Source organism: Burkholderia sp. IDO3 (assembly GCF_003366075.1).
In the GTDB taxonomy this organism is placed as follows: domain Bacteria; phylum Pseudomonadota; class Gammaproteobacteria; order Burkholderiales; family Burkholderiaceae; genus Burkholderia; species Burkholderia anthina.
Genome location: NZ_CP028962.1, coordinates 720,374 through 734,642, shown reverse-complemented (window position 1 = coordinate 734,642; position 14,269 = coordinate 720,374). Strand labels below are relative to the sequence as shown.

5 protein-coding genes and 1 pseudogene are annotated in these 14,269 nt (G+C 63.1%); 2 read left to right on the top strand and 4 right to left on the bottom strand.

What is annotated here, in order from left to right; genetic code table 11:
* Window positions 1-47: 47 nt before the first annotated feature.
* Together DCN14_RS03460 and DCN14_RS03455 are read left to right on the top strand one after the other, a co-directional pair.
* Window positions 48-1,082 (top strand): fimbrial protein, encoded by a 1,035-nt coding sequence (locus tag DCN14_RS03460; RefSeq protein WP_096500066.1) that lies wholly within the window; start codon window positions 48-50, stop codon window positions 1,080-1,082.
* A 39-nt stretch (window positions 1,083-1,121) separates the two neighbouring features.
* Window positions 1,122-2,525 carry a UDP-N-acetylglucosamine-transferase gene (locus DCN14_RS03455; RefSeq protein WP_240327256.1) on the top strand — a complete coding sequence of 468 codons (1,404 nt, stop codon included), beginning with the start codon at window positions 1,122-1,124 and terminating at the stop codon, window positions 2,523-2,525.
* A 57-nt stretch (window positions 2,526-2,582) separates the two neighbouring features.
* On the opposite strand, the pseudogene DCN14_RS03450 reads toward DCN14_RS03455, so the two are convergent.
* The 4 genes and pseudogenes from DCN14_RS03450 to tssM all read right to left on the bottom strand — a co-directional run.
* Window positions 2,583-5,726: pseudogene (locus tag DCN14_RS03450) on the bottom strand (RHS repeat-associated core domain-containing protein); the annotation flags it as partial.
* 869 nt (window positions 5,727-6,595) lie between these two features.
* Window positions 6,596-7,513, bottom strand: a complete 918-nt coding sequence (locus DCN14_RS38975; RefSeq protein ID WP_275896824.1) for a PAAR domain-containing protein — start codon at window positions 7,511-7,513, stop codon at window positions 6,596-6,598.
* Window positions 7,514-7,559: 46 nt separating this feature from the next.
* Window positions 7,560-10,205: a type VI secretion system tip protein TssI/VgrG gene (gene tssI, locus DCN14_RS03440; protein WP_240327255.1), complete on the bottom strand. Its 2,646-nt coding sequence runs from the start codon at window positions 10,203-10,205 to the stop codon at window positions 7,560-7,562.
* 73 nt (window positions 10,206-10,278) lie between these two features.
* Window positions 10,279-14,268, bottom strand: a complete 3,990-nt coding sequence (gene tssM / locus DCN14_RS03435) for a type VI secretion system membrane subunit TssM (protein ID WP_096500070.1) — start codon at window positions 14,266-14,268, stop codon at window positions 10,279-10,281.
* Window position 14,269: the final 1 nt, after the last annotated feature.

Sequence of the window (14,269 nt, the reverse complement as noted above, 5' to 3'; positions counted from 1 at the left end):
CAACCACGCCTATTCCCGTTACATTTAGTCAATCGCGACAATTTTCGATGAAAAGCATCATTCGGCTTCTGATCCTAGCCAGCCTCGGACTCTCACATATCGCATCCGCCATCTGCCTGCAACTGACGGACGAACAGATCGCCGGGGAGGTCGCGGCAGATCCCGCGGGATATACGGGCTACAAAACCTTGTCACGCACGGTACTCTTTCCGGAATCCACAGTATCGATCAACCCTGATCTTCCCAACGGTTCGTTGATCGCAACAGGCACCACCGGTGCGCTTGCCGTCCGAGCCGCCATCGTGCGCTGCGTCGGCGGCGGCTCCATGACGGCCCCATATACCACCAGCCCGCTGAATCCGGTTCCGGCCTACCCCGATTACTACGAAACAAACGTGCAGGGAATCGGCTTCCGTCTTCGCTACATCAGAAGCGACGGCACGCCAGTCGATTTTCCGCTTACGTTAAATATCGCCCCGGAAACCGGTAACACGCCGGCGACGTATGGCGTTCTCGAGCGCGGTTCCCGATTCGATATCGAACTCATCAAAACGGGAGACCTGTCCGCGGGACAGTCGATCGTCGAGTTTACGGGCTATGTCAGCACGGGACACGGCAATGACGGCAAGACAGTTCTGACCATCGGCAGCGGTTCCGTCCGCGTCAAGATCCTGCCGAGCTGCAAAGTCGACAGCAGCGATCAGAACATCGACTTCGGCACCTTCGGTCCATCCGACGTCTCGGCTACCGCCGGGCCGACGCGATCCGTGGATTTCACCGTGCGCTGCACCGGCCCGACGCCGCCCGCATCGATCACCGCCATGCTCGACGGCACGGCGGACCTCGAAGACAGCAGCATGTTGAAAAACAACGGCGCGACGCATCTCGCGATCCGCCTGAAGGAAATTTCCAGCGGCACCGTGCTACGCCCCGGCGACGCCACCAGTACGATCACCCATGTTCCGGCCGGCAACATGCAATCGCCGTTCTCGCTCGAGGCGACGGTCCTTCGCGTCGGAAGCGCGACGCCGACTGTCGGCAAGATCCAGGCGACCGCCACGATCGTCATGACCGTTCTCTGACCTGAACCACACCGACGCCACGAACCGGATATCAAATTCATGACTGCATCATCGGCCACGCAACCCAATTCGATTTTCGTTCAGATCGCGAGCTATCGCGATTCACAGTTGATTCCGACGCTGCTCGATCTGATCGACAAGGCGAGAAAACCCGATTTGCTGCGCATCGTCGTGTGCTGGCAGCACGCATCCGACGAAACACCGGGTGCGTTCTGGCGACAAGGCTTCGGGAAATGGCGAGTGACGACGGCAAACGGCTGGGCTCGTCATCTGCTGGAGTATCGCGGCGCCGTCGTCGAGCTCATCGACGTGCCGCATCTGCAGACCCGGGGCGCCTGCTGGGCGCGCAACCTGATTCAGCAATGCTATGGCGGAGAACGCTACACGCTGCAGCTCGATTCGCATCACCGCTTCGTCGACCACTGGGACACCATCGTGATCGACATGCTGGAATCGCTGCGCGACAAAAGCGAAAAACCCGTTCTCACCGCCTACCTTCCGGCATTCGATCCCGAAAACCATGCTGCTCCGAACGGACCGCCCCAGTTCATGTGCTTCGATCGATTCGGCATCGAAGGCGTCGTCATGTTCCGAGGCCGCCACCTGCGCGCCGATGAATCGGGTACGCAGCCGGTCATGGCACGCTTCTACAGTGCACATTTCGCGTTCGCGGACGGCCATTTTGCCGAGGCGGTTCGGCACGACCCCCAGTTCTTCTTTCTGGGTGAGGAAATTTCCATCGCCGCACGAGCGTTCACGCATGGCTACGATCTTTACCATCCACACCGTGTCATCGCCTGGCACGAATACACGCGCCGGCATCGGGTCAAGATGTGGGACGACCACAACGATCAGGCGAAGCAAAGAGGGGAAATCGACGCGCACTGGGTTGAACGCGACGTCATCGCCTATCGGCGCAATCGCGCGTTGCTGGGCGTGGATGGTCAAACGTACGATCCGGCGGACTTCGGCCCGTACGGACTGGGCACTCGGCGCACGCTGGCCGAATACGAGGCCTATGCCGGTATCCGTTTTGCGTGTCGTGGCGTCCACGAAGCCACGCTGAATCACGAGCCGCCCCAGCCTCCCGGGACCTGGCATCCCAACGATCCGGCATGGCAAGCGCGGCTGCGCCGCGCCAACGACGTTCGCGTCTGCCTGCATCGAAACACGTTCGACACGTTCGCGACCGTTCAACCCGGACACGGCGCACTGTCATCCGCGGTGTCAGCCGTCGTCACGATTCACGACGCAAACGGCCTCGAGCTGCATCGAGAAACCATCGAGACCCACCGCCTATCCGAGCACCGAACGGACGATTGGCTCGATCTTCACGTCATCTTCGTATCGGCACTCGAACACGCTCCAAACCGATACACCGTCGAATTGCTCGATAGCAGCGGCAATCTGCTGAGCCGGGTCGAGCACGCTGTCATCGTCTGATATCCGCATGTCGGCGAAACGCGGAAAGCGCTCCGGTTTCGCCCGACCTCGCGGGTTACACCACGACGACGGATTCGGTGCGTAGTGGTAAGGGCTCGTACCGCCGTCGCACGCACGATCGGGACTGATGTAGCGCCCCACGTCGGGGTCGTAAAAACGTGCTCCGTTGTAATGCAACCCCGTTTCGGCATCCGCGTATTGTCCCGCGTAACGCAGAGGCTGACCGATTGCGACGACGCCGCCCCACGCCCGCGCGACGGCCCCGCCCCAGGCGCGGGACTGTGCGTGCCATACGACATCGCCCGCGTCATCGGTGAGCGCGATCGCGCTACCGACTCCGTCGGTATGATAGTGATAGACTTCGACACGCTCGGCCTCGGCGCCGTCGGCCGGGACCTGGTCCACGCAAGCGAGCGGCGCGAAGCCGGCGGCCCCTTCCGGCTCCGGCTGATACAGATACGTGCGCAGCGCAGTCGCGCATTGCTCCTGAAGCAGCCGATACCCTTGCCATACGTAACGAATCAGTTCGTCCTGCATCGGTGTTCCCGACTTCGGCGCCGCATCGGATTCGACGCACTTCAAGATACGCCGGCCGAGCGCGTCGTATCGATAGCGCACGGTGCGGCCGTTCCGATGTACGGCGATCATTCTTCCCTCCGCGTCCCACACGAACGACGATGTCCCATCGCGCCCTATCTTGCGCGCCAGGTTTCCCCATACGTCGTATTCGTAGCGATAGCCGCGACATTCGCGTATCCGGTGATCCGAATAGACGGCAGGAAGCCAGTTCCCGCCGGGGGCGTCGAGCAGATTGCAGGCGGCATCCCATGCGAAATACTCGATGCCCGCCTGGTCCGACACCCGCCGCAACAGACAACCGCGCCGGTCGTAGTCAAACCAAACCGGATCGCCAACGGGGCCGCCTGTCCGGGCGATCAGGCCGTCCGGCCCATACTCCGCTTCGCGCCAAAGACGCATGTCTCCCGCGCCTTGCGCCGGGTTCCCGGCCGGGTCGTCGCTCGTCACCGAACGCCACCATACGGGAAGCCCCGTCGGGGAATAGCCCGTGTGGGTCCGCAAACGGCCTTGCGTACGCGCGATCGGACGCCGCATCGCGTCATACCAGAAATCAGCGATCCGGCGATCGTCCAGCTCGACACGAACGATGTCTCCCGTTGCAAGCCTGGGCGTCAGCACCGTCTGGCCTTGCGGCAACCGGGTCGCGATTGGCCGCCCCGCCGCATCGTATGTATGCCGCAGGCAGCCGTTCGCACCTGCCTCTTCGATCAGGCGCCCCTGCTTGTCGTATCGGAAACGAACTTCGTCTGCACCGATACCGAGCCGCTCGCCTTCCGTCGTCGGCGTGCGCTCCACAACCTCGAGTTCGTCGCGTGCAGTGTAGCGATACGTATAACGACAATGCAGCGTCACGCGCTCGACGAGACGTCCCGCCGCATCGTAAGAAAACGTCTGTTGACGCTCTTGCGTACCGGCAGTCGACGTGACGCGGACGAGTCGCCCCGAATCCGTGTAGTCGAAACGGTGCGCCACGCCATCCGCATCGGCGATCGACAGGCAATGACTCGCACCCCATGTCAGCGTTCGGACCGCACCGTTCGCGCTTTCGACACGAGTCAGCCGGCCGTGCGCATCATAAAGCCGCGCGGTCCAGTGCCCCTCCTCGTCGACCGTGCGCACCACCTTGCCGCGCCGATCGCGATACCAGTGCCGGCTCCTGCTCCCGTGGCCCCAACAGGACGTCAGCTGGCCTGCCGCGTTCCACACGTAACGCTCCGTACGACCATCGGGACAGGTGATGGCCAGCGGCCGGCCCAACCCGTCCCGTTCGATTCGCGTCGTCGTACCGAGCGCGTCGGTCATGCCGACGACATGACCATCGCCATCATATTCGTAGTGCGTCGCGTCGCCGTCGGCCGTCGTGCACCGTGTCATGTTCCCCCAGGCGTCATATGCGTAGGTGCGTATCGCACCCTGGACATCGATCGTCCGAGCGATGCTGCCATCCTCGTCATACTCGAAGCGGGTGGATTCTCCGGTCGGTGCCTGATAATGCACCGGCCGCAGACGGTCGTCGCGCACCCACATCCACGTCCTGCCGTCGCTCATCGACACCGCCACCGGTTCGTGCGTAGCAAACGCATAATGGGTAGTACGGATCGCGCCCAACGGATCGATTTCCCTGGCAACGCGCCCAAACGAATCGTATTCGAAGCGAACCGTCCGCCCGCCCGGCAATTCGACACGCACCGGCAAGCCGGCATCGCGGTAGTCGAAGCGGTAGCGGTGCCCGTCGAAATCCACGTAAGCCAGCACACGGCCGGATGAATCGTATTGCCAACTGGCTTCATGACCGAATACATCGGTCACCCGGCTGACACGACGATCGATATCGTAGACGAATCGATCGCATTCGCCCTCCGACGTGGCGCGCTCGATCACGCGCGCGACATCGCCGATCGTCTCCCAGGCATAGCGAGTCGTCATGCCCAGCGAATCGGTTTCCTCCACGATTCTGCCGTCCTGCCATGCGAAGCGGCGCACGATCGCGCCGATGCGATTGCGCACCTCCGTCAACTCGCCGCTCCGGCTATAGCCGTACTGGACGACCGGGCCGACGCGACCGCCATCGACGCATTCGACCGCGCCGAGACGCGCGGCCCCATTCATCGCGTAATGCATCTTCAGTTCGTGCCCGCATGTTCCGCGCATGCCGGTCAGCCTCCCGTCGGCGTCCCAAATGCACCCGATCCTCTGCCGGTTCAAATCCTCGACATACTTCAAGCGCGCGATTCCGTTTTCGTCGAAATGGCCAAACACCCGATAGTTAGGCTTCGTGTCCGCAACCACGAAACGACCGTCCGGTAAATGCGCGAGATGCAGTTGCTCCTGTACCGCGATCACCTGCGTGCCGCGCTCCGGAAACGGAAGATCCAACGCATTGCCGCGCTCGTCGGTATAGACGACGCGTGTACCGATCCGATGGAGCGTGACCTCCCAGCGGGTGCGCCAGCCGACCCCGAGCAGGCCTGCCGCGCTACACGAGCTTGCATAATGGCGGGACCATCGAATCGGGAAACGGCCCGGCATCGAAAAGTCTTTTTCGCTATCGTAAAAGCAGCGCTTGCTGCCGGAAATCGCATCGACCGAGCCGCCTCGAATACCAGACAGCGCGTCGCGCATGCCATAGCGATCGACTGCGTCGCCGAGCCCACCAAGGCGCTCGATCGCAGGGCTCGAACCTGCGAACGGCAGCAGGATGCCAGGCATTCTGGCCAGCTCCGCTCCCAGTCCGGAAATTCCGCCGAAATTCACTTCGTCATCCTTTTTTCATTTCATCCGCAGTCGTGCATACGGGACGAACCAAACCGGATCGAACTCCGCATGCCGGCACGGCCCATGCCATCGAAGCCGCCGAGCGAAACGCCTTAAAACCATGTACGTTCCGATGACGACGCACCGGACCAACACGACCCGCCCCCGAACTCAGCCGTTCAAACACCTTCTCGCAGTTGGGCAAGATCGATAAACCCTGGTGTTGACGGTACTGGTATTGGAGATGGGCAAACAGGATCGCCGCGCTCCTCAGTCGGGCCCGAGCCGTCTATCGCGCCCGCCCGGCAATACCGGCGGCATCGATAGGCCCCGCTCGAATGGCCCGCTGCGAAAGGACAGGCACCCGGACCGAAACGGCAACGGAGGCTGGCGTAGCCACAACGGACGCGGTGATGCGCCGCCGCCCTCTCCGCTTAACACCTCTCCGGAGAACAAGAATGGATCGAATCGCCACGAAATGTCCTGTCGCTGCCCGCGTTGCTGGCGCGTCGTCGTTCGGGGATCGGGACCCGATCCCCGAACGATCGCCCCGGCAGATAGATGCAATGGGCAGCCGCCGAACTCACGTCGCCCCATGCCGCCACCTTCCCGTCGATCGGGGCCGGCGACGAACCAGATGAAATCCCACCATCCGGCCCACGGCATCTCCCGCGCGGGCTGATCCAACCATAGCGAATATCGCGCTCGGAACGATAACGGATAACCTCCGGTCACCTTCAATTCCGGCTTGCCTTCCTCGAGCCGACGTCGCGGCCTTCGATCCCGTTCTCCAGACCGGCGTCGCCGTGCGCGGCAAGCTCCGTGAAACTCGGTGTTGGTGTTGGTGTTGGTGTTGGTGTTGGTGTTGGTGTTGGTGTTGGTGTTGGTGTTGGTGTTGGTGTTGGTGTTGGTGTTGGTGTTGGTGTTGGCGTCGGCGTCGGCGTCGGCGTCGGCGTCGGCGTCGGCGTCGGTGTCGGTGTCGGTGTCGGTGTCGGTGTCGGTGTCGGTGTCGGTGTCGGTGTCGGTGTCGGTGTTGGCGTCGGTGTTGGCGTCGGTGTCGGTGTCGGTGTCGGTGTCGGTGTCGGTGTCGGTGTCGGTGTCGGTGTCGGTGTCGGTGTCGGTGTCGGTGTCGGTGTCGGTGTCGGTGTCGGTGTCGGTGTTGGCGTCGGTGTCGGTGTCGGGACTGGAATCGGCACGGGTACTGGCACCGGCAACGGAACCACCGCGCCCCCTACCGCGCCCACGGCACCCGCCAGGCCCGCCCCGACAATGCCGACAGCATCGACGGACCCCGGCCCAATGGCCAGTCGCGGAAGGACAGGCGCCAGAACCGGAGCGGCAGGGGTGGCCGGTGTAGCCGCAACGGAGGCGGCGGTGCGCCCGCCGCCTCCCTCTCCAATCAGCACATCCTGAGAACCTGAATTGATCGACTCGCCACAGGACGTCTTGTCCCCAACCCGCGCTGCAGGTACATCGTTGATCAAGACGGTATCCGATCCCTGAACAATCGCCTGTGCGGATAAATGCAATGGACAAGTCGCCGAACTCACGCCGGCCAATGCCGCCGCCTTTCCGTTGATCAGGACTGACGACGAACCGGACGTAATCTCACCACCCGGCCCTACGGAATCGCCCACGCGGGCTGCTGCAAACATAGCGAATATTCTCCTCGAAACGACAAGGGATAACCCATGGTCACCGTCAATTCCGGTCGACCTTCTCTGAGCCGGCATCGCTGCCATTGGCCAGCTCCGTAAAGCTCGGCGTCGGTGTCGGTGTCGGTGTCGGCGTCGGTGTCGGTGTCGGTGTCGGTGTCGGTGTCGGTGTCGGCGTCGGCGTCGGTGTCGGTGTCGGTGTCGGTGTCGGTGTCGGTGTCGGTGTCGGTGTCGGTGTCGGTGTCGGTGTCGGTGTCGGTGTCGGCGTCGGCGTCGGCGTCGGCGTCGGCGTCGGCGTCGGCGTCGGCGTCGGCGTCGGCGTCGGGACTGGCGTCGGCAAGGGAACGGGTACCGGTATCGGTGCGGCGACGACCGCGCCGGCAACACCCACTACGCCCGCCACACCTGCCGCGACTGCGCCGACTGCGCCGAGAACGGCATCGACCGGCAAATCCGGAATGACAGGAATAACCGGTGCCAGGAGCGGAACGTTCGGAACGATCGGCGCATCACCGCTTCCGCCTCCGCATTCGTCGCTGTCGCCGCCGCTTGGATTAAGCTCCAATGGCATGCCCTTGACGACGACGCGATCGTCGCCCTCGATACTGATCGTCTTGCCGGTCAGCTTGATCTTCCCGTCGCACGTCATCGTCAGTGACGACGATCCGCACACGAGCTTCAGTTCCCTCGCCGCATTCAGCGAGTACCCGTCGCCGACTGTCACGGAACGCGCACACCCGACTGACAATGCCGACGTACCGCCGATCGTCGTCGATTCCGCGCCACCGATCGATACCGATTGCGTCTGACCAACGACGTAGTTCGCGAGGCCGATGACATTGCTGGAAAACGCACCGCCGACCGACACACTATGCGCCGCCCCGACGTTGACGCCATACGTCAACCCCACGCCCACCGTCAGGTTCGCTCCCACCACATGCGATTCGTGAATTTTCGTCAGGCGATTCATCAGACCTTCGGCTTGAATCATGAATTCCTCGCTGCCGGCCTTGTCCTCAAAACGAATGCCGTTGAAATTCTGGAGTCCGCCACCGAGCGAACGGCTCATGAGGCCGCTTTGCGTCGCGTTGCCGGGAAGTTCCCACGGCGGCATCGTGCGTGCGTTGTACAGACTACCCGTAATCAGCGGGCGATCCGGATCGCCGTTCCAGAAATCGACGATGACCTCTTGCCCGACACGCGGAATGCACATCCCGCCGAAACCCTCGCCGGCCCAGGCCTGACTCACCCGGATCCAGCAAGAATCCGACATGGGAGCGACGTCCCACAGGAAACGGACCTTTACCCGGCCGAACTCGTCGGTCCAGATCTCGTTTCCCGGGGGCCCCACCACGATGGCCGACTGCGGGCCGCTAACGCGTGGCTTCGGCGTCAGTCTCGGCAGTCTGAATACCTCGCTCGTCGGCTGCACCTCGAAATGGTTGCTGCAGACATATTCGTAGCCGCTGCCCGATTCGTCCGGATTGACGCTCAACTCGAGCTGCGTTTCGATGACGAGATACTTGCCGTTCGCGGCCTGATGCGGGTGCCCGTTCAACTTGAATATCTGACCGCACGACAGCCCGCGCAAATTGCCCTCGCCCTTCGCGCGCGTACCTGGCGCGCGCAATTCCTCCATGCGGACGCGCGCGAGCAATTCACCGTGGCGTCGGTCGGTGTAGTCACCCGGCCACTCATACCATTCGATCTTGCCCCAGTTCGTATCGCGAGGTTGTCTGCTGCTCGCGCGAAGATCCGCTCCGATCTGCGTGAAATCGAAGTCGCTCGTGACATAACTGCCGGCATGCAGCGTCTGCGTCATGGACAGGGTCGATACATATTCGGCATCGGTCTTGCCGCGCTGCGGCTGGAACGCCAGCGTGTGATAGTCGGGATTCGGCGACGGCTTATGCGCATCAATGTGATCGCACAGGACGAGACGGTGCTTGCCGTCGACGTGCTCGCAAAACCAATAGATCCCCCACTCTTCCATCAGGCGCTGAACGAAATCGAAATCGGACTCGCCATACTGAACCTGAAAAGTGCGCGGCTCATTGCGCCCACTGTCTCCGAGCACACCATATCGACCGGCGTCGAGCCGCCTCTCGACCGGATATGGATACTCGTTCAGGACCTCGTCGATGATCGCGATCACGGTCTTGTTCTGGAATATCCTGAATTTGGCCGTCAACGTCGCCAGCCATATCCAAGGCTTCAGGACAACACGATAAACGTGGAACCGCCCTTCTTCGTACAGATATTCCGCCTGCGCGACCAACCCCGTGATCTCGCGTGAAATGGCGTCGTTCTCCTCGGTCGTCGAATCACCGGTTCGATCCGACATCACCGTGATGGTCATCTCCTTGCCCAACAGCGTTTTCAGATCTTTCAGATCGACGCCCTTGCTACGGTCGACAGGCACCGGAGAATCATCGAGCGTACGGAGTATCACTTCGTATTCGAACAACTTGCCGAGCCGTTCGCTGCCGCGCAGCGACACGAATTTCAAGGCTGGTTCGCGCTTCGAAGTAGACGCGTCCAACACCTCCGGAACCGCCTCGCCCGAGACCCCGACCACGCGCTCCTGATGACGTGTGTCATTCGAGGATTCCCGCGCAGGCGCCGCCGATCCGGGCCGCTCCTTCGTCTGGCGCATCCGAAATGCTGTGTTTCTGGTGGAATTGTCCTGCATGCGCACCTCTCATCTAAATCATGTTCGTCGAAAACGATCCGGCCAGGAATGCCGGAAGAACGCGCCAACAACGCTATCGGGCTTCGTTGGAACGAAGCAACGCAACCGCTTCCGCCCCGCGCGCGCTCCCGCTGCCCGGACAACGAAACCGCCGCATCAAATCGAGCGGCTGCAGCCCCGCATAGCTGCCCGACGTCAATTCGAGCGAGGCATGGCGGCCGTCGAATATGAAATCCGCGACGCCGCGGCTCGACGACGACGTCGATGTCACGCGTGCCCGATCGATCAGGCGGAACAACGCCCACGGCCCTTCGGTCACGATGGTCGACGTGTCCGGCCGCACGCGCGGGTTGGCCGTGAGGCCGGCCATCGATCCGCCGCGCGGCCCGGGCCAGGTGATGGGCACCGTCGTGACCGGACCGTGCGCATAGCGCATGCTCTGTCCGTCGATGTCGATCAGCAGATCCGTGATCTCCGGATCCATCGACACGACCTTGAGACCCAGCTTCCACGACATCCGAGCGGCCCCGGGATCGCGGAAGAAGGTCTGACGGATCGCGGCGGCCTGTTCGAACGGCTCGAGATCCGGCTCTCGTATCGACGCCATACCCGGCACGGTCGGCTTGTAGCGCCATGGCCGGACGTCCGTATCGACGCGATGGGCCAGGGCCTTCCGGAAAAATTCGTCAAACACCCCGCCCGCTGCGAACAGACGATTGAAGTCGTCCATCTCGACCTCTTGCGCGCTGTCCGCGAACGGATACTTGCCTTCAATCGCGCTGCGGCACAAAGCGCCGACGCCGACATCGATCTGCGACGTCAGCAGCGACCTGACACCGCGCTCCACCCGTTCACCCGACCGCGCTGCAATGCTTCCGAGCACCGCTCGCAACGGTGCCGGCAACGTCTCGGCTTCGAACTGCATCGCCGAACGCAGACTGTCCGCCGCGGGCATGCTGCCGCTCGCGAGAGCGTCGTTAATCATCGAAAGGCGCATGTACTCTCTGCCGACCAGACCGATGATGCCGTCCAGGCGCGGCATCTCGCCAACGCCGGCCGCCGCATGCGGTATGGCCGGCTCACCGTCAGGCGCGCGGCTTCCGCCTCCATTCGAGATGTCGCGCAACGCGGCAAAGCGGTCGTCGACCAGTTCCCGCTCCATCTTCTTCCGTGACGGACGCCCGGCGTCCAGCGCCTTGCCCGCCGCCTCCACCGCCCGAGCGACGCGCGTACCGCCGCCGGCAACGTGCTTGACCGTGGCATCGGCGAGCGAAGCCTGCTGCGCGCCGTCGCTCATCGACAGCGACGTTTCGTGCACCACCGTTCGCACCAGTCGGACCAGCGGCGAATCAGATTCGACGAGCATGCGAAGCGTCTGCATGTCGAGCGACGACGGATCGTCCCCTCCCATGACCAGCCTGATGTCGTCGACGAATCGCGTCCAATAATTTCCGTAATCGATCAGATACCGGCGTCGAATCTCATCGGCAAGCGTATCGCTGCCGGCGACCGACGCGCCGACGCTCGCCGACGACAGCGTCCGCTCGAGCGGGCCGCCCGCCCGCCCCATGACCCACGCATCCTGTTTTCGCGTCCGGTCGAGAAATTCGGGCAACAGCTTGTCGAAAACGCCGCGATAGCCTTCCGAGGTATAGAGGCCCGGGATTCCCCTTTCGAAGGCCGATCCGTCGGCCAGCGCGAAAACCCACGGCGCCTGCGGGCCGGCCGCCCGGCTCAACGTTACGTTCTCCGGCGCCTGGCCGGCCATCGAGGCGATCGCCCGTTCGTAGAGGCGCCCCGATGCGGGAACGCGTCCGAGGAAATCGCGGGCGCGCTGGACGAGGTGCATGTCGAGCGTCCCGGCGGGCGCGGCCGACGCGCCTTGCGCCAGCAGCGCGTCAAGATGGCCGACCATGATGTCGAGCTCGACAGGCGACGCCGCGACTTTTCCGCGTTCCCAATCGTTCATCACCCAGGCTTTGATCGCCTCCGTGTCGTAACGGGAGCGATCGCCCAGCATCAGATAGACCGACAGCGTACCGTAGACGTCGTCCGCATTTCGCGCTTCGATCTGGGCGCCGAGCACCGAACCCATCCTGGCCGTCAACTCCGGCAGCAGCATCCGGTTCAGCAGGCGCGCGTAGGTTCCATCGGCGGCTCCGCGCACGCTTGCTCCGGTGTACATGCCGTAGCGCCACGCGAGACCGGGATCGTCCAGATCGAGTCCGTCGAACTTCGGCAGATCGCGGGCGGCCGACAGGACGGGCGCCATCGCACCGAGCGGCATCTTTCTGTCGCCGGAAGCAATACGCGATGCGAGCGCCTCGCTCTTCCGGCCGACGGTGTCGAGATATTCCCGATTATTCTCGAAACTCCGGGAAAAAGAGAGGGCGAGCCATGCCGCCACGAGGATCAGCGACAGATGCATGCCAAAGCGCAGTGCCCGGAAACGCATCTCCCAGCGACGATTGCCGCGAACGAGGTGGCCTTCCGTCACGACGACGTGCCGGAACAGATCGTTCAGGAAGTAACTCCGATACCCGGCGGGCTCCACCCGCCCCGGCCGCACCGGCATATCTTCCGGCGCGTCGCCGCCGACGACGCCGGCCAGCCCTCGGCGCAGCCGCTGCATCACCGTCGTGACGTCAGCCGGCACCCGCGCATCGCCTTGCACCGCGCTCGTGAAATAGACACCGCGCAACATGCCATGCAGCCGCGTATCGTCGTAGGTCGACTCGAGGAACACCCTCGAAATCAGCTCGGTCAGCGCGTCGCACAGGCTGCGAAATTCGGAAGGCAGCGCGTAGAGCTTCTTGCGTCGCTCCAGCTCCAGGATCTGTAGCAGCCTTGCATCGATCCCGCCCTCGATTCGCCGTCCCAGTTCGCGCAGTTCGGCCGCGCAGTCCAGATGGAGCGTGTCGTAGCCGTACTGCGGATCCCTGTCCCGATAAGGCAACGTGAAGCCGAAAACCTGCTCGCGCTCCTGCGTCGTCAGAAAATCGAAGTATTCGCAGAATCCCGGCAGCAAGTCGAGCTTCGTCACCATCAGATAAATCGGAAAACGGATGCCGAGGTCGCCATGCAGCTCGTGCAGCCTCGCGCGCATCGACGCCGCGAACATCTCGCGTTCTGATGGCGAGAGGGTCAGCAGCGTTTCGACGGAAACGGCCAGCAGCACGCCGTTGACCGGCGCGCGCGCGCGCCGCTTGCGCAGTTGCTCGAGAAAACCTCGCCACTCCACGGCATTGTCGCGCGCCGACGCATCGGCCGCGGCGCCCTCGCCTTGCGGCAACGCGTGCTGAACCGTATAGCGCCCCGCCGTATCGATCAACACTGCCTTGTTCGTGAACCACCAGTCGCAGTTCGCCGTGCCCACGCGTCGCTTCCTCGCCGCGGCAATCATCTGCTCGGCCTCGGGAAAGTCGAGACCCGAATTCAGGATCAACGCGGTCTTCCCCGCCCCCGTCGAACCCATCACCATGTACCAGGGCAGTTCGTAAAGGTAACGCTGGCTCTCCAGCAAGCGGCCGAGGCCGGCTTTTTTCCCCCGGATACGCTTGAGCTTCTCGATCGCTCTCGCCATCGACGACTCGATGGCGCGCATGTCGTCGCACGAACGCGAGCCGACATCCTGTTCCTTCGACGACGGGTTCAGGACACGCTGCAGCCATGCGCTGTCGCGGCGCAGCGCCTTCCATAAACGGTGGAGCCCATATATCGCGCAACCTGCCAACAGGATCGAGATCGCCAGAATTCGCGCCCACGACGGTGCCAACGGATAGGCGGTGCCGAACTTCAGGGACGGCCCGAAGCACCATACGACGGCGCAAACAAGTGCAACGATCAGGAAACCGTACGGCCATCCGAACAAACCGAACAGCAACGTCGCAAGCACCAGGACGGTCGCCAGCGCGCGGGCGGCGACGGTCTCGAACGGGCGATAATCATCAAACGCAACCAGTGGCCCGGCGAGCCAGATAGTCGCAACGGCCACGATCGCCATCGCGAATATCAGCATCTGTCGCGACCTAACCATCTTCAACAGGCGATTCAAGTATTGCATC